The 16,821-nt window shown below is 61.8% G+C and carries 15 protein-coding genes and 1 tRNA gene; 4 read left to right on the forward strand and 12 right to left on the reverse strand.

The window, feature by feature from the left end:
• Window positions 1-469 precede the first annotated feature (469 nt).
• The 3 genes from LPC22_RS04895 to LPC22_RS04905 all read left to right on the forward strand — a co-directional run bounded on the left by LPC22_RS04895 (window position 470) and on the right by LPC22_RS04905 (window position 4,046).
• Entirely contained in the window at window positions 470-1,465 is a 996-nt protein-coding gene (locus tag LPC22_RS04895) for an ADP-ribosylglycohydrolase family protein (protein WP_024627958.1), read from the forward strand.
• 153 nt (window positions 1,466-1,618) lie between these two features.
• Window positions 1,619-3,085 carry a purine-cytosine permease family protein gene (locus tag LPC22_RS04900; protein WP_229132846.1) on the forward strand — a complete coding sequence of 489 codons (1,467 nt, stop codon included), beginning with the start codon at window positions 1,619-1,621 and terminating at the stop codon, window positions 3,083-3,085.
• A complete protein-coding gene (locus LPC22_RS04905) occupies window positions 3,078-4,046 on the forward strand; it encodes a PfkB family carbohydrate kinase (RefSeq protein ID WP_229132855.1) in 969 nt (322 codons plus the stop codon). Before LPC22_RS04900 ends, LPC22_RS04905 begins: the two co-directional genes overlap by 8 nt.
• 89 nt (window positions 4,047-4,135) lie before the next feature.
• Here the strand turns inward: LPC22_RS04905 and LPC22_RS04910 are convergent, their stop codons facing one another.
• From LPC22_RS04910 to glyA, 12 genes are all read right to left on the reverse strand, one after another.
• Window positions 4,136-5,221: a glycerol dehydrogenase gene (locus LPC22_RS04910; RefSeq protein WP_229132857.1), complete on the reverse strand. Its 1,086-nt coding sequence runs from the start codon at window positions 5,219-5,221 to the stop codon at window positions 4,136-4,138.
• Between the two features lie 128 nt (window positions 5,222-5,349).
• Complete coding sequence (locus tag LPC22_RS04915) at window positions 5,350-6,276, reverse strand: hypothetical protein (protein WP_229132858.1); 927 nt, start codon at window positions 6,274-6,276, stop codon at window positions 5,350-5,352.
• Between the two features lie 95 nt (window positions 6,277-6,371).
• A complete protein-coding gene (locus tag LPC22_RS04920) occupies window positions 6,372-7,112 on the reverse strand; it encodes a histidine phosphatase family protein (protein WP_183129771.1) in 741 nt (246 codons plus the stop codon).
• Window positions 7,105-7,581 (reverse strand): ribosome silencing factor, encoded by a 477-nt coding sequence (gene rsfS, locus LPC22_RS04925; RefSeq protein ID WP_024627952.1) that lies wholly within the window; start codon window positions 7,579-7,581, stop codon window positions 7,105-7,107. Before rsfS ends, LPC22_RS04920 begins: the two co-directional genes overlap by 8 nt.
• A gap of 41 nt (window positions 7,582-7,622) precedes the next feature.
• Window positions 7,623-8,999, reverse strand: a complete 1,377-nt coding sequence (glmU, locus tag LPC22_RS04930; RefSeq protein WP_284143468.1) for a bifunctional UDP-N-acetylglucosamine diphosphorylase/glucosamine-1-phosphate N-acetyltransferase GlmU — start codon at window positions 8,997-8,999, stop codon at window positions 7,623-7,625.
• A gap of 14 nt (window positions 9,000-9,013) precedes the next feature.
• The gene (locus tag LPC22_RS04935) at window positions 9,014-9,811 is read right to left on the reverse strand and encodes an HAD-IIA family hydrolase (RefSeq protein WP_024627950.1); all 798 of its coding nucleotides are present in this window, start codon (window positions 9,809-9,811) and stop codon (window positions 9,014-9,016) included.
• A gap of 67 nt (window positions 9,812-9,878) precedes the next feature.
• A tRNA-Gln gene (locus LPC22_RS04940) sits at window positions 9,879-9,949 on the reverse strand.
• 82 nt (window positions 9,950-10,031) lie between these two features.
• Entirely contained in the window at window positions 10,032-11,048 is a 1,017-nt protein-coding gene (locus tag LPC22_RS04945) for a ribose-phosphate diphosphokinase (protein ID WP_029676331.1), read from the reverse strand.
• A gap of 103 nt (window positions 11,049-11,151) precedes the next feature.
• Entirely contained in the window at window positions 11,152-11,832 is a 681-nt protein-coding gene (nadD, locus tag LPC22_RS04950; RefSeq protein ID WP_229133146.1) for a nicotinate-nucleotide adenylyltransferase, read from the reverse strand.
• A gap of 5 nt (window positions 11,833-11,837) precedes the next feature.
• A complete protein-coding gene (locus LPC22_RS04955) occupies window positions 11,838-12,395 on the reverse strand; it encodes a phosphoribosylglycinamide synthetase (protein ID WP_121914587.1) in 558 nt (185 codons plus the stop codon).
• The gene (locus tag LPC22_RS04960; protein ID WP_373312909.1) at window positions 12,392-13,705 is read right to left on the reverse strand and encodes a glutamate-5-semialdehyde dehydrogenase; all 1,314 of its coding nucleotides are present in this window, start codon (window positions 13,703-13,705) and stop codon (window positions 12,392-12,394) included. Before LPC22_RS04960 ends, LPC22_RS04955 begins: the two co-directional genes overlap by 4 nt.
• A gap of 119 nt (window positions 13,706-13,824) precedes the next feature.
• Window positions 13,825-15,132, reverse strand: a complete 1,308-nt coding sequence (glyA, locus tag LPC22_RS04965; protein WP_029678938.1) for a serine hydroxymethyltransferase — start codon at window positions 15,130-15,132, stop codon at window positions 13,825-13,827.
• Window positions 15,133-15,334: 202 nt separating this feature from the next.
• Here glyA and thrC point away from each other — a divergent pair, with 202 nt between their 5' ends.
• On the forward strand, window positions 15,335-16,816 hold the full coding sequence (thrC, locus tag LPC22_RS04970; protein WP_229132867.1) for a threonine synthase: 1,482 nt from the start codon (window positions 15,335-15,337) through the stop codon (window positions 16,814-16,816).
• Window positions 16,817-16,821: the final 5 nt, after the last annotated feature.

The raw sequence follows: 16,821 nt of genomic DNA on the forward strand, positions 1-16,821 counted from the left end.
TCTGGTTCTCATTCCCCAATCGAACAGGAACGGGCACCCCTGCAAGACCCCTATTAACAACCCGACCTATTAACAACCACCCAACACGCTTACAGCCACAAGGCCAAACCCCCAACATAAACAACGCGTTTAGTTCCTATAGCCCACCCATGCCGAAGCCAAGATTAGGACACCCCGACAAACTCCGTTACGGCATCAAGGGATAATCTTCGCCAATCACTGTCGGCAATCTATAGAACCCACACCTCGATCAAATCTTTAACCTCGACTAACCAGCATTGTTTTTATCTCCCACCTAACAGGATAGAGCTCGCTCAGACTCCCATTCTTCATTGTGAATCATGCCTGCCACAACCTTTGTGCCGACAAACCTCCAAGGGCCTTACAATTATTCTGATTAAAAATGTCGCAGTCTATCTGCAAACAGATTCATGGGCTCATCGCAACGACTCTGGAGGCTTGCACAACAATGACCAGAACTGAAAAGGGCGCACTTGGCGCGCTTACTGGGCTATCCTTGGGAGACGCACTGGGCATGCCCACGCAGAGCATGAGTCCAGCAGCCATCCATGAGGCCTACGGCAGGGTTGACACCCTTCGTGATGCTATTGCGGATCAGCCGATAGCTCCCGGTATGCCTGCGGGATCTGTGACCGATGACACCGAGCAGGCACTGATTGTCGCAGAACTGATCATCGAGGGCAGAGGACACATCGATCCCAAAGAGTTCGCTAAGCGCCTTCTGGCCTGGGAGGACGGCATGAAGTCACGCGGATCACTCGACCTGCTCGGGCCATCCACCAAGCTGGCCCTGGAACAGGTTCGCCATGGCGCGGACATCATGACAACAGGAAGGACCGGCACCACCAATGGGGCGGCCATGCGAGTCGCCCCGGTAGGGATAGCCAACAGGCCCGAAGACACCAGACGGCTGGCCAATCGCATCTACGAGTCCTGCCAGGTCACCCACGACACGGTCGCAGGCTTTCAAGGCGCAGCGCTGATCGCTACGACAGTCAGTCTGGGACTTGAAGGAATGACCGTTCGCCAGGCACTGAATGAGTCCTTGCGCCTGGTACCCGCCATGGAAACCGCCGGAGCCTGGACACCCAAGGCATCGGTTCCCGCTCGGGCCCGCCAGGCAATACAAGTGTCCGAAGAATTCAGCGATGAGGACGACTTCGAACGCCACCTCATCGAAGACTGCGGCACTTCGGTGGAGGCCAATGAGTCTGTGGCAGCCGCTTTTGCCCTGGCCTGGAGATTCGCCGACGATCCCCAATCGGCTCTATTCGTCGCGGTCAACCTGGGCGGCGATACGGACACCATCGCTGCCATGACTGGCGCAATGACCGGCGCATGCACCGGCCCCGAGGTGTTCGACCCTGCACTCTGCTCCCAGGTGGCTTCGGTATCTCACCTTGACCTGCAGAAAACTGCCCGTGGCCTGATTACCCTAAGGTAAAGCGCAAAACGGATACGACAGAATCCTTCAGGAATACAAGAATATAAAATCCAGTCAACCCTGAGATCATGGGGTCCACCCAGACCACACCACAGGCCTGACCAGACAATCCATCGCTGCATCCAGTACATCGTGAGTCAAAGGAGACAATCCATGTCAACTGCACCAAAAGAGGGCACCATCCTCTCCAGAGTTGAGCAAAGGGGCATCGAACCCGTGCCCGAGGATCAGAGGAACGGGTCGCCCGGTCAGCTCTTCTGGGTCTGGTTCGCCGCCAACATCTCGATCCTGGGAATCCCTCTGGGAGCTACCCTGATTGCCCAGGGCCTCAACCTCTGGCAGGCCGTGCTCGCCACGACCATCGGAGCCTTCGGATCCTTCGCACTGGTCGGCATCATTTCCATAGCCGGCAAAAGAGGCGGCGCCCCCACGCTGACCCTGTCCCGAGCCATTTTCGGCGTCAGAGGCAATGCGGGCCCCACACTGGTGGCTCTGCTATCCAGGCTGGGCTGGGAGACGGTGAACACGATGACTGGCGCTTTTGCCCTGCTCTCCCTGATCGCCATCATCTTCGGCACATCAGCTGATGCCAAGCGCTCCCCCTTCCTGACCTTCGTCTGTATTGCCGTCTTCGTAGCCTTGACCGTGGTGGTCTCGGCCGCAGGCCACGCCTTCATCCTCACTGTGCAGAAGTGGGCCACCTGGATATTCGGAGCCCTTACCCTCTTGGTAGCCATCTATCTGGCCACGACCGTCGACTGGTCCTCCTTCATCGGCAATGCCCCCGGGTCAGCCAGCGCCTTCCTGATCGGAGTCGGCACCATAGCCGCAGGGACGGGCATCGGCTGGGTCAATTCCGGCGCAGACATGGCCCGCTACCAAAAGACCTCGGTGAAATCGGGCTCTCTGATCCTGACTGCAGCGGCCGGCGCCGGCATCCCCCTGGTCGTGGTTATCGGCCTGGGATCGGTCCTGACAGCAGGCAACTCCACCATTGCCTCCGCCGCTGATCCGGTCGCCGCGGTTCGAAGCGCCCTGCCCGCCTGGGTTTCGATTCCCTATCTGATTGCCGCCTTCGCTGGGTTGCTCATGTCAAACAACCTGTCCGTATATTCGGCCGGCCTTACCACCATCACCCTGGGCATCAGAATTCCCCGCGTCTATGCGGTCGTCGTCGATGTGGTGGTGACCACCTGCGGAGCCCTGTACTTCACGCTGGGCTCCGACGGGTTCTACGGTCCCTTTGTTACCTTTATCTCTTTGCTGGCAGTGCCGCTGAGCACCTGGGCAGGCATCTTCCTGTCAGATATGATCTTCCGCAAGCGCTACGATTCGGACGGCCTTCTGAATTTGCGAGCCGATTCCCCATACTGGTACTGGCACGGCATCAACCTCCCGGCCATCGTCAGCTGGCTGGTGGGGATAGTCGTCGGCTTCCTGTTCGTGACGGCCCAGGTCTCCAAGAACGAGGTCTGGTTCTCAGGACCGCTGGCCGGCAGCTTCCTGGGCAGGAACGGCCTGGCATGGCTGGTATCCCTCCTGCTGGGAGGAATCCTCTATGCCATTTTGCACCTCCTCTCCAAGGACTCCGTGGCGGTGAGGAGCAGCGGTAATGACTGAACCCAGCATCCTTCATCTCGGTCAGGTGGTGATTGATCTGAGCATGAACATCGACCACCTCCCGGAACGCGGAGGGGACATTTTCGCCAGGCGAACCGCCATAAAGGTCGGCGGCGGATACAACGTGATCCAGGCAGCCAGGCGGATGGGGGCACCCATAGCCTACATGGGGGCGATCGGCACAGGTCCGATGGCGGACATGGCCCGTGGAGCCCTTGCTGCCCTGCAGGTTCCCGCACAAGGGCCTGTGCTGGACGACTGTGACACCGGATACTCGGTAGCCATGATCGAACCCTCGGGTGAACGCACCTTTGTATCGGCGAGGGGCGCAGAGACCCGGGTACCGGAGGGCACCTACGAAAGCATGAATCTGGTTCCCGGTGATGTCATCTACCTGAGTGGGTATTCCTTCTGCCACAAGGACAACACCCGAAGCCTGCTCGGTTTTGCTGAGAAACACCAGGGCGAAGGATTTCCGGTGCTCTTCGACCTGGGACCCATGGTGGCAGATATTGCACCGGATGTGCTTGATGCGGTCAACGGTCTGCATCCTATCTGGTCCCTCAACGAACGCGAGGGACCAATCCTGGCGAAACGTCTAGGGTGCCAACCCGAAACTGGCGACGTTACTGAGTTGGAATCCCTCTGCCGCTCGCTTTCGTTGAGACTGGACAGTCCGGTGGTTCTCAGGGCTGGGGCCCGCGGTGCCTGGTACTACCAACCCAAGGATGCAATGCAGAGCCAGTACATTCCCACCCCGCAAGTCCATGCCATAGACACCAACGGTGCAGGCGATGCACACTCGGGCGTCCTCTGCGCGGGCATCTTCCAAGGTCTGCCCATTGAGGAGGCCCTGGTGCTGGCCAACTGTGCAGGAGCACTTTCCACTACCCAGCGGGGTCCAGCCACATGCCCAAGTGAAGAAGCCATACGAAAGGCCGCCAGCTCCCTGCAATGGTGACCGGCGCAAAACCGGAGGAAACAAAGGCGGCCGCCGACTTCATGCCGACGGCCGCTTGGTCTCTCAACGAGGGGCCAGAGAATGACGTATCAGAGCTGCTTGCCCAGCTGATCGGCTGCGCGCAGGGCGTGAGCCACATCGGTGGGGGTCACCTCGAATGGCATGTTGCCCATGGTCTCGTCAGGGCCGCAGGCATGCTCGCCGACCTTGAGCAGATCCTCCTCGCTGGCCTGCCCGATGCCGATCTGCTCCAGGGAGGTGGGCAGACCCACGCTGCGGAAGAAGTCATAGACCCCGCGAGTCTCCTCCAGGGGCCGATCCTCAAGGACCAGCTGGGCCAAGGTGCCGAAGGCCACTTTTTCGCCGTGCAGCATGGAGTGGGTGCCCTCCAGGGCGGTCATCCCGTCATGAATGGCGTGGGCTGCAGCCAGGCCGGAGCTCTCGAAGCCCAGACCGCTCAGCAGCGTATTGGCCTCGATGATCTTCTCAAAGGCGGCTGTGCGGACACCGGCCTTGGCCGCGGCCACGGCCTTGACCCCATCCTCCAGCAGGGTGTCGCGGCAGAGACGGGCCAGGGCGAAGGCAGCCATGGTGGCGTGTCCCCCGGTCATGGTCACGGCGTTCGACTGCACACAGGCGGCCGCCTCGTAATAGGTGGCGAAGGCATCGCCCAGTCCTGACACCAAGAAGCGCACCGGAGCCTTGGCGATGACGTCGGTATCCATCAGGACCACGTTGGGGTTGGCAGGCAGGGGCAGGTAACGGTCAAAGACGCCCTCGGGCGTGTAGAGCACGGACAGCCTTGAGCATGGCGCATCCGAGGAGGCCGCCGTGGGAACAATCATGACCGGCAGGTGGGCAAAGTGAGCCACAGCCTTGGCGGTATCCAAGGTCTTGCCGCCGCCGATGCCGATCACCGCGTCGCTGCTGCCCAAATGGGCACGATGACGGTCGATCTCCTCCATGGAGCACTCGCCGCCGAATTTCATCAGTTCGTAGGGGATCCCATCGTGCTCAAAGGAGGCGACAATGTCGTCGTGGTAGAGCCCGTCGATGACCGGATCGACGATCAGATGGGCGCCCTTGGTGCCCAGAGCCGCGTATTCTCCAGCCAGCTTTCCCATGGCGCCCTCCTGCTGAACATAGGAGCCGGGAGAGCACAGAACCTTGCGCATACATACACCTTTCTCATCGCTGATCCCGCCTTCGGGACCAGGTCCTTAGTGACGAGCCTCTTGGCCCGTCTGAAAGTGACCCTAGTCACATTACATGGTGAGATGGGTGTGCCGCGCCGTGCAACCGGTCAGTTATGAGGCAAGGAATTGGTCGTGCTCGTCGGCGACGACTGGGGTGTGGAAGCCGTACTTGAGGGGCTGGGCGTGGAGCCGGTCGCATCGGCAGACGGCGAAGGCGAGCTCGTGGGGTTCCCTCCCTGCTGTTGACCTTGCCCGGATCCCTGTTCATTGCCTTGGTGCTGATTCGTTCCCGAAGGCTGATTCTGGGGGGCACCCGGGGTCGCCTGGTCTTCAGGCTGCTCAGTACGCTGTGCAGGCTTGGAGGGGGTCTCTTCCTCATGGCTGGGGGTTACCTGGCTGGTCGAAGGGCTGACCACGTTGCGGACCACCTTGTCGGTGCCTTCGCCTTTGGTCAGGGCATTGATGGCCAGGGCGGACAGCAGCACGGCCACCAAAGCGCTGACCACGGAGACGATGATGACGTTGCGGCGGCGCTGATCCAGTTTCTTTTTGTTGGTTGCCGCGATGGGGGCCGCGTGGGCCCGAGGACCATTATTGGACGAAATGGTTCTGCCGGTCTTGGCTGCCGACTTTTCGCCACCGACAGGAGGCATGACCTGCGTGGATCCATCAACCGGCGCCATGACCTGGGTGGACCCGTCGGCAGCACCGCTGGAATCGTCCGCAGTGCCCTTCCCCTGTGCTGGCAAGACCGTGGTCTGTCCATCCGCGGCTGAATCGGAATTCGAATCCGTCTTGGAATCGTCATCATCCTGATCGGCACTGCCAACCACGGACTCCTGGAGCTTCTGACCGGAGGCTTCCAAGACATTCTTGTAGATCTGCGAGGCCACAGCAGAAACGATGGAACCGATGGCTACACCAATGATGGATCCCGCCACGCCGATCTTGGCGGCTAGCCAGAAGGAGGTCATGGCTGCAAGAGCGCCGGCGACGATCTGCGCCCAGGAAATGTCATGAAAGAACTGCTTCACTCCGACCCCTTTTGATCCAACGGCTGGTTGCTGCGCTCTTATGGTAGCTGGTGGTCATGGCGATCCTGTGATGGTCGGCCGACCGCCCAAGCACCTCAATCGGTCTGGACCAGCCCTCGGGGATTGTCCCAGTCCCCACGCATGGCGATGGCAGGACCGCGATTGTAGTCGATCATGGACCAGCGCAAACCGCCGTCTGGCAGGTCTCGTGGCATCAATCGCGCCCAGTGGGCATTGCGCATGGTGACCAGACCCAGGTATTCGGGATATTCACTGGCCATGCCCAGCAGAGCCTGGAGGGCCTGGGCTATGAAGGACCCGTGGGAGAAGACCATGAGATCCGTGTCTGGACCAGCCCGGTGGATCCAACGGTTCAGGGTTTCCAGACCGCGCTTACCTACCTGGGCCTTGGTCTCGGCACCGTGCAGCAGCTCTCCCCCGGCGCCCCGGGACCAGGATTCATAGTCCTCGGGCCAACGTTGACGAACCTCCTCGGCGCTGGCCCCCTCCCACTCGCCAAAGCTGCGCTCACGCAGCCCGGGATCAAGATGGACCGTCTGGCCCAAGGGGTCGGCAAAGGCATGAGCGGTGGCGGCAGCCCGACCCAGGTCAGAGGAAACCACCAGCAGATGACGGTCTTGAGGAGCGCCATCCACGTACTCAGCCCGGAGCTCCTCGGCAGCCCTCTCCACCTGCCAGCGGCCAACACTGTTGAGGGGAATGTCGATCTGGCCCTGCATCCGGTGCTTCGCATTATATGAAGTCTGCCCGTGACGGACCACGGTCATGGAGCGCACATGCCGTCCATCCTCGACGGTGGCAACCGAGTCAGTCATGGCTTTCCTGCGGATCGGCGAAACGGCTGCGCAGATCATCCCCATTCAGATCGTCCGCCTTGGAGGCCAACTGGCTATCCGGGTCATCATCGGCGAGGGTGAAGGGGTGCTCCAGCTGCAGGTCCACCTGGGGGCAGTCCTTCCAAAGCCGTTCCAGATCGTAGTAGGCCCGGGCCTGCTTGTGCATGATGTGGATGACGAAATCACCGTAGTCCAGCAGAACCCACTGGGCCTCCTGGACGCCCTCCCGTGAGCGGGGATCCAGGTTCTTCTGCAGGTGGAGCTGCTTCTCCACCTCCTCGGCGATGGCCAGGACCTGACGTTCGTTGCTGCCGGTGGCCACCATGAAGATATCAGTGATGGCGATAGGCCGGGAGACGTCGAAGGCCACGATGTCCATGGCCTTGACATCGTTGGCAGCCCGAGCGGCCACCCGGACCGCGTCGATGGATTCCTGCAATGCTGGCACTTGTCACGCCTTTCCTTGTTGTGGAGCCGATGCTCCCATAGTTACCGCTCCCAGGCGGGCTTCCAGTCCGGAACCTGATGCTGGTCATTGGTGGAGTAGACCATGGCCCCGTCCTCGACCGGATGACGGATGACCGATCCGGCCCCGGTAGTGACCCCGTCGCCCACCTGAACTGGAGCCACAAAGAGATTTCCAGCGCCCACATGCACCTGGGACCCGATCTCGGTGCGGTTCTTGTGCACGCCGTCGTAATTGGCCGTGATGGACCCGCCGCCCACGTTGCTGTCGTGGCCTATGTGGGCATCACCCACATAGGAAAGGTGGGGCACCTTGGTCCCGTGGTCGATGGTGGCCTTCTTCATCTCCACGAAGGCCCCGGCCTTGGTGTCCTCGGCAAGAACGTTGCCGGCCCTCAGATAGGTCCATGGGCCGATGTTGGCCCTGGCTCCAATCCGGGTCTCCTGCACGCGGGAACGCTCCACCCTGGCCTGTGGCTCGACGATGGCATCGATCAGTGTGGTATAGGGCCCGATAACCGCGTCCGAGGCAATCTCGGTGTGACCCTGCAGGAAGCATCCGGGCAGAATGACGGCATCCTGCTGGATGACCACGTCGTCCTCGATCCAGGTGGTGGATGGATCCAGGATGGTCACCCCCTGGCGCATGAACTTGTGGCAGACCCGCAGGTTATGGGCCTTGGCCAGATCGGCCAACTGGATTCTGTCGTTGACGCCTTCGACCTTGAGCGGATCAGGAGCAGCGAAGGCTCCCACCCGGCCCAAACGACGGGCTGTCTCCAGGGCATCGGTCAGATAGAACTCCCCCTGGGCGTTGCTGTCGTCCAGGCCACGGACCGCCTGTCGAAGCAGATCAGCCTCAAAGACGTAAACGGAAGTGTTGACCTCCTTGACGGCCAGCTCGGTGCCGGTGGCATCCCGTTGTTCGACGATGCGCAGGACCCGTCCATCCTGGTCACGAATGATGCGGCCGTACCCGGTGGGGTCGTCCAGGTTGACCGTCAGCACGGTGGCCCCGTCGCCGGAACTGACATGATAGTCGAGCAGACTTTGCAGCGTGTCCGCGTCCAGCAGGGGCATGTCCGAGGCCACGATCAGCACCTGACCGTCATGTCGAAGCTCCCCATCCAGCTGGTCCACGGCGCACTGGACCGCACGCCCTGTACCCGGTCTGCTGTCTTGACGGACGATCCGCACCTGGGGATCGTAGGACCGTGCGGCCTGCGCCACCAGGTCGGCCTGATGATGAACCACCACGGCCGTCAGCTCGGGATTCAGGGCGGTCACCGAAGTCATGACTCTCTGCAGAAAGGTCTTGCCAGCCAAGGTGTGCAGAACCTTGGGGTGGGCCGAGTGCATGCGAGTGCCCTCGCCTGCGGCCAGGATGATGCCAGCGGTCAGCGTCTGCCCGCCGCTCAAAACTCCACCACCCCGCTCTCGGCGATGTCAATCAGATCCTGAATGGAATCCACCACCTGGTCAGGGCGGTAGGGGAAGGTCTCCACCTCGGATCGTGTGGTGATGCCAGTCAGCACCAGGAAGGTGTTCAGGCCAGCCTCGACTCCAGCCACCACGTCGGTGTCCATTCGGTCGCCGATCATGGCTGTGGTCTCTGAGTGGCCGCCAACCCTGTTCAGGGCCGTGCGGAACATGATGGGATTGGGCTTGCCCACGAAGTAGGGCTCCCGGTTGGTGGCCTTGGTCACCAGGGCCGCCACAGCGCCGGCTGCCGGCAGAACGCCGTTCTCACTGGGGCCGGTGGCGTCAGGGTTGGTGCAGATGAAGCGGGCGCCGCCCAGGATCAGGCGGATTGCTGTGGTGATGGACTCAAAGGAGTATGTCCGGGTCTCGCCCAGGATTACATAGTCCGGGTTGATGTCGGAAAGAATGAACCCGGCCTCGTGCAGGGCCGTAGTCAGCCCGGCCTCACCAATCACATAGGCCGATCCCTGCGGCATGGTCCGGGACACGAAGTCGGCGGTCGCCAAGGCTGAAGTCCAGATCCGATCCTCGGGCACGTCGATGCCCGAACGACCAAGGCGGGCCGAAAGGTCACGTGGGGTGTAGATGGGATTGTTGGTCAGCACCAGATATTGGCGGTTGTTGCGCTTGAGGGTGTCGATGAATTCGGCAGCTCCGGGCAGGGCCGTGTTCTCGTGCACCAGCACGCCGTCCATGTCGGTGAGCCAGGTTTCGATCTTCTTGACTGCCAAGACAGTTCCTTTCGGTTGGTCACCGACCCCAAGGAGGCCGTCTCCGACCGGAATCGGCGAGCGTAAGCTCCCCCACCTGGATTCGAACCAAGACTAAGGGTTCCAAAGACCCGTGTGCTGCCTTTACACCATGGGGGAAGGGCGGAACCCTTGAGGCCCCGCCAAGTTTATTATGCCACAGCCGGACGATTACGCCACGCCATGCCGGACAGGCAAGACTTTAAGCGAAGAGGAAGCCCTGGCCGTGATGAGCTGGATACGTATCGAAGAGCCGGGCCACTGAGCCATCCTCAAAGACCGCCTTGATGGCCGAGGCCAGCAGGGGGGCGATGGACAGCACAGTCAATCCATCCCAACGCTTCTCCTGGGGAATGGGAACCGTGTCGGTCAGAATGACCTCCTTGGCCTGGCAGGACTTGAGACGTTCCACGGCGGGTCCGGACATGACGCCATGAGTGGCCACGATGGTGATGGAATTGGCGCCAGCCTCATCCAGCACATTGCAGGCCTCAGCGATGGTGCCGCCGGTGTCGATCAGGTCGTCCACCAGCACGCAGTCCAAGCCGCGTACGTCGCCCACCACCCGATGGGCCACAGCCTTGTTGGGCTGGGTGATGTCACGGGTCTTGTGGATGAAGGCCAGGGGCACGCCACCCAGGCGTTGGGCCCACTGCTCGGCCACCCGGATACGGCCGGCATCTGGCGAGACCACGGCCACCTTGGACAGATCCATCCGGTCGCGCACATAGTCCACCAGCACAGGCATGGCGATCAGGTGGTCCACAGGCCCGTCGAAGAAGCCCTGTGACTGGGCAGCGTGCAGGTCGACTGACATGATTCGATCCGCACCGGCCGCCTTGAGCAGGTCGAACATGAGCCTGCAGGAAATGGGCTCGCGCCCCAGGTGCTTCTTGTCCTGACGGGAGTACCCCAGGAGCGGGCAGACTGCCGTGATGGATCGCGCCGAGGCTCTCTTGAGGGCATCGATCATGATCAGCTGTTCCATGATGGACTTGTTGACCGGGTCGGAATGGGTCTGCAGGACGAAGACATCCGCACCACGCACCGACTCCGTATAACGCACATACATCTCGCCATTGGCAAAGTCGTAGGCTGTCGTCTCCAGGACGTCGATGCCGAGCTGATCGGCCACGTCCGCCGCGAGTCTGGGATGGGTCCGGCCTGTGACAAGTATGAGATTTTTTCCTGGTCTGCCTTTGAGTATCGCGCTCACCATATCTCCAAACGTTGTTTTCGCTGAAGCGGACAGCCTCCATAATAATGGCGCGCGCTGACACAGCCGAGCAGTCCGTGTTGACGAGTCAGGCGGAATGCAAAGTTCAGGAAGCCGAGCGGTAGAGCCCGTGCTTGTTGATGTACTGCACCACCCCGTCCGGAACCAGGTACCAGACTGGCATACCCCGGGCCGAACGACGGCGCACATCCGTGGACGAGATGGACAGGGCCGGAATCTCCAAGGTATCCACCCGCTGGGCAGGCACCTGAAGGTCGTCCAGGCTGGAGGAATAGCCGGGCCGGGAGACAGCCACGAACTTGGCCAGATCCCACATCCGGTTGGCATCCTTCCAGCGCATAATCTCGGCCACGGCGTCCGCCCCGGTGATGAAGAAGAGGTCGCTGTCGGGGCGCATTCGCTTGATGTCGCGCAGAGTGTCCACCGTGTAGGTGATGCCAGGACGCTCAATATCCACCCGGGAGACCGTGAACTTGGGGTTGGAGGCCGTGGCGATCACGGTCATCAGATAGCGATCCTCAGCATTGGTCACCGTCTTGTTCAGCTTGAAAGCCGGGCGGCCGGTAGGCACAAAGATGACCTCATCGAGGTCGTAGACCCAGGCCACCTCCGAGGCAGCCACCAAGTGGCCATTGTGAATGGGGTCGAATGTGCCGCCCATAATCCCCACACGGGGTCGATGGTTATGGTGGGCCGACCCAGCGGTCCGATCAATATCTGATGGCTCCTGCCCGGATTCCCCCTCCTTGGACAGCTCAGACATCATCCGGTTCACGCCTGCTCGCCCTCCCGTCTGGCTTCCGAGGCGTTCTCCTCGTTCTCCGACTTGGCTTCCTGACGCATCTGCTCGGCGCTGGGGTTGACCCTGTCAGGATCGATCCGCTCCATGTCGGCATTCCATTCCTCCTGGACCACCCGGCGGATCTCGGAATAGGTGGGCAGGGGGAAGCCCGGCTGGTATGCCCGACGAACCTGAGCCACGCATCCGGTGATAGCCACCAATGAATCGGACAGGTCAGCGATGCGCCCCTCCTGCTCCTGTTTGCGGAAGACCGGCACCCGCTCCTCCATGACGGTGATGTTGTGCCTGACCTGATTGAGCTGGTCCTGGTCCAGGTCGTATACATCATCGGCATGCTCGTCAGGCCAGCCAATCAGTACAGCGTCGGCGTACTCAAGGCAGGAGCGCTGGTCTGCATCCGGGATGCCATCCTCGATTTGCACCAGAAAGACGTACCGCAGCAGGCTCAGCCGTTCGGAAGCCACCCTCAGCCAGATGCGGGGATTGTCGTGCTCGCGCTGGAAGAGCTCTTCGATCTTCTCATTCACGGCCGCACCTGTCCCCTGCCGTAGCCGATCCACTTGGTGGTCGTCAGCTCCTGCAGACCCATGGGTCCTCGGGCATGCAGCTTCTGGGTGGAGATGCCCAGCTCGGCGCCCATGCCGAACATGCCGCCATCGGTGAATCTCGTTGAGGCATTGACCATGATCACGGCCGAATCCACCCGACGGGAGAACTCCTCCACAGCCTCATAGTCCCGAGCCAGGATGGCCTCGGTATGGCCGGTGGAGTGACGGTTGATATGTTCGATGGCCTGATCCAGGGAGTCGACCACACGCACCCCCATCTTCAGATCCAGATACTCACGATCCCAGTCGGCTTCCTCTGCGCGGACCAGCAGTTCTTCAGGCAAACCATGCCCGGCGAGGATGTCCATGGAGACCGCATCCAGGTGCAGCTCGACCTGGGCCTGCGTCAGCGCTTGGGCCACGCGGGGCAGGAATTCAGCGGCCACATCCCGGTGGACGATCAGCTTCTCAGCAGCGTTGCAGACGCCCACCCGCTGGGTCTTGGCGTTGACGATGATGGGGATGGCCTGATCCATATCCACCGTGCGATCCACGTAAATATGGACATTGCCAGCCCCGGTCTCGATGGTGGGCACGGTGGCCTGCTCAATTACGCTGCGGATCAGCCCCCGGCCACCCCTGGGCACCAACAGATCGATATGACCGCGCGCCTTCATCAGAGCCTGGGCCCCCTCACGACCGTATCGGTCCACGGAAGCCACCAGAGCCGGATCCAACCCCTGCTCACGAAGCACCCCGCCTATCAGCTCCACCAGCGCGCGATTGGTGCGCTGGGCCGCGTGACCCCCTCGCAGGAGGGCCGCATTGCCGGACTTGAGGCAGAGGGCCACCACATCGATGGTGACATTGGGCCGGGCCTCGTAGATCATGGCCACCACGCCCAGGGGAACCCGCACCTGATTGAGCCGCATGCCGTTGGGCATGTCATGGCCGCGAACCACCTCGCCAAGCGGATCGGTCAGTCCCGCCACCATGCGCACGCCACGGGCGGCGTCCGCAACACGAACCTTATCCAAGCGCAGACGGTCAATCAGACCGGCGCTCATTCCTTCTTCGAAAGCCTGAGCGCAGTCCTGCTCATTGACTGCGGCAATCTGCTCAGCCTGATCGATCAGCGCATCGGCCAAGGCCAGCAGGAGGGCGTTCCTTGCCTGGCCGGTCATACCTGCCAGACCTGCCTGCGCAGCCGCCGCAGCATCGGCCATGGCGCAGACCCGATCAAACACATCCTGGCGATCGGAGTCGTCGTTTTCACTCATGTTCGTCAGATCCTTTCGCCCTCACGGGCCTGCCAGACCCATATTCTGTACCGATTGTAACCCTCAGCGGAGGCAATGACGACAGGAGGAGGGAGGGCATTGCTGCACCTCCCTCCTCCAAGGGCCGATCAGTGGGTCTGATCCAGCTCGGGATAGAGCGGGAAGGCCTCGACCAACCGGTCCACCCGGGCCTTGAGGGCATCCAGATCAGCCTGGGGACCCTGGGCCAGCGCAGTGCCGATCACGTCGGCCACCTCCTCGTACTGGGCCGGGCCGAATCCACGCGTGGCCAGGGCGGAGGTTCCGATGCGCAGACCGGAGGCCACGGATGCCGGGCGGGGATCGAAGGGCACCGTATTGCGGTTGACGGTGATGCCGATCTTGGCCAACAGATCCTCCCCCTGGCGGCCGTCCATCTCGCTGTTGCGCAGATCCACCATGACCAGGTGGACGTCCGTCCCTCCAGTGAGCACGGTGATGCCGTTGTCGGCCACATCCTTGGCCATCAGGCGCTCAGCCAGGATCTTGGCGCCCTCCAGGGTGCGCTCCATCCGCTCCTTGAATTCAGGCGTGCCGGCCAGCTTGAAGGCCACAGCCTTGGCGGCGATCACATGCATGAGCGGGCCGCCCTGGTTGCCGGGGAAGACCGAGGAGTTGAGCTTCTTGGCATACTCCTGACGGGCCAGGATGAATCCGGATCGGGGCCCTCCCAGGGTCTTGTGGGCCGTGGAGGAGACCACATCGGCATAGGGCACCGGGCTGGGGTGCAGGCCGGCTGCCACCATACCCGCGAAGTGGGCCATATCCACCCAGAACTTGGCTCCCACCTCATCGGCGATTTCCTTCATGGCTGCGAAGTCCTCGATGCGCGGATAGGCGCTCCACCCGCCGATGATCAGGGCTGGATGGGTCTCCAGAGCCCGCTGGCGGATGATCTCGGGCTCAATGCGGAAGGTGTCCGGATCGACTCCGTAGGATTCGGCATGGTAAAAGCGTCCGGAGAAATTGATCTTCATGCCGTGGGTCAGATGGCCGCCATGATCCAGGGCCAGACCCAGCACGGTGTCGCCAGGCTTGATCAGTGCCTGGTAAACGGCGGCGTTGGCCTGGGCACCCGAATGGGGCTGGACGTTGGCATACTCGGCGCCGAACAGGGCCTTGGCGCGGTCCCGGGCCAGGTTCTCGACCTGGTCCACCCACTCGCAACCCCCGTAGTAGCGTCTGCCAGGATAGCCCTCGGCATACTTGTTGGTCAGTACGGATCCCTGAGCCTGCAGGACGGCCTTGGGCACGAAGTTCTCTGAGGCGATCATCTCCAGACCACCACGTTGGCGCTCCAACTCCCCATCCAGCAGTGCAGCGATCTCCGGATCCACCTGCGAGATCGAAGAGTTCAGGACATCGTAGGATTGCTGTACCGGGTTCTCTTCGACCATGGGTCACTCCTTTGTCTATAAGGTCCAGCCTCGGATACAGGGCTGGTGGGCAATACTGTACGCCATGCCAACCCCTGGCAGGCCGTGGCGTCCATAGACGGTTTCCTCCGCGAGCCGAGCAAGGCCATGGTTCGGACCCCTGCACGGGGTAGAATGCCCTGGTAATGATCTGTTCGGCGACATGGCGGAGGGGCAGGCAACCATGAGCACATACCACAGCACGCGAGGCGGCAAGGAGCAACTGCAGTCCAAGCAGGCCATCAGACGAGGCCTGGCTCCTGACGGCGGACTCTACGTCAGCGATGAACTGGACGCCGAGGCCATCGACCCTGCCTCGGTAGCCGGCCTGGACTACAAGGGCACGGCCAAACTGGTCCTTTCGAGACTGCTGAGTGATTACTCTTCCCCAGAACTGGACTCCTGCCTGGACGCAGCATACGGAAAGCAGTGGTCCGATCCGGCAATCACCCCTCTGGTGGATCTGGGCGGCAACGACTTCGTACTGGAGCTCTTCCGCGGTCCCACATCGGCCTTCAAGGACGTGGCCCTGCAGCTTCTGCCAAGACTGATGGCATTGGCCGGGGACGATGGCGAGCGGATCATGGTGCTCACCGCCACCTCCGGTGATACGGGCAAGGCAGCGCTGGCCGGATTCGCAGACGCGCCGGGCACGGGCATCACCGTCTTCTACCCGCAAGGCAAGGTGAGCCAGATTCAACGTCTGCAGATGGTCACCCAGCAGGGGGGCAACCTGCGGGTCTGCGCGGTTCGCGGTAATTTCGACGATGCCCAGTCCACAGTCAAGTCCATCTTTGCCGACGCTGACCTGGCTCGCGAGCTGGACGAGAAGGCCTCGACCGTTCTCTCATCGGCCAACTCCATCAACGTGGGCCGCCTGGCCCCGCAGGTCGTCTACTACTTCCGGGCTTACGGGTCTCTGATGGAACGGGGAGTGATCAGACCTGGGGATCCGGTCGAGTTCTGCGTGCCCACCGGCAACTTCGGCGATGTGCTGGCCGGATACTATGCCAAGATGATGGGCCTTCCAGTGGCCCGCCTGACCGTGGCCTCGGACCGCAACCGGGTCCTCAACGACTTCCTGACCACAGGCGTCTATGACCGCAACCGCCCCTTCTACACCACCACTTCCCCCAGCATGGACATCCTGATCTCCTCCAACCTGGAACGGATGCTCTACTACATGGCCGACGGCGATACCAAACTGATTGCCTCGCTTATGAGCGATTTGGAATCCACGGGACGCTACCGGGTGTCTGATGCTCTGATGACCAGAATCCGCGGGCTCTTCTCCTGCGGCTGGGCCGACGAGAACCAGGTGGCATCAGCCATCGGCAACTGCTGGGAGAACCGGGGATACCTGATCGATCCGCACACGGCCTGTGGTTACCAGGTTATGACCGGGCAGACCGACCGGGATCCTGCCATACCCCGGGTACTGCTGTCCACGGCCAGCCCCTACAAGTTCCCCCGCGTGGTCTGCCAATCCCTGGGCCTGGAGACCCCGGACAGCGACTTCGACTGCATGGACATCCTGGCAGAGGCCACCAACACCAGGCCCCCCAAGGCTCTGCGCACCCTGGAAAACGCACCTGTGCGCTTCCAGGACTGCATCGATCCAGGGGACATGTCCGACTACGTCCGCCACGCGGTCATGCAGTCCTAAAGCCT

It is taken from the genome of Bifidobacterium mizhiense, assembly GCF_020884755.1.
Lineage (GTDB): Bacteria > Actinomycetota > Actinomycetes > Actinomycetales > Bifidobacteriaceae > Bombiscardovia > Bombiscardovia mizhiensis.

Bases quoted from the DNA above. Each gene is read 5' to 3' on its own strand.
- LPC22_RS04895 (WP_024627958.1), top strand. From the start codon at position 470: ATGACCAGAACTGAAAAGGGCGCACTTGGCGCGCTTACTGGGCTATCC.
- nadD (WP_229133146.1), bottom strand. From the start codon at position 11,832: ATGATGTCTGAGCTGTCCAAGGAGGGGGAATCCGGGCAGGAGCCATCA.
- LPC22_RS04910 (WP_229132857.1), bottom strand. From the start codon at position 5,221: ATGCGCAAGGTTCTGTGCTCTCCCGGCTCCTATGTTCAGCAGGAGGGC.
- LPC22_RS04900 (WP_229132846.1), top strand. From the start codon at position 1,619: ATGTCAACTGCACCAAAAGAGGGCACCATCCTCTCCAGAGTTGAGCAA.
- LPC22_RS04920 (WP_183129771.1), bottom strand. From the start codon at position 7,112: ATGACTGACTCGGTTGCCACCGTCGAGGATGGACGGCATGTGCGCTCC.
- LPC22_RS04905 (WP_229132855.1), top strand. From the start codon at position 3,078: ATGACTGAACCCAGCATCCTTCATCTCGGTCAGGTGGTGATTGATCTG.
- thrC (WP_229132867.1), top strand. From the start codon at position 15,335: ATGAGCACATACCACAGCACGCGAGGCGGCAAGGAGCAACTGCAGTCC.
- LPC22_RS04945 (WP_029676331.1), bottom strand. From the start codon at position 11,048: ATGGTGAGCGCGATACTCAAAGGCAGACCAGGAAAAAATCTCATACTT.
- glyA (WP_029678938.1), bottom strand. From the start codon at position 15,132: ATGGTCGAAGAGAACCCGGTACAGCAATCCTACGATGTCCTGAACTCT.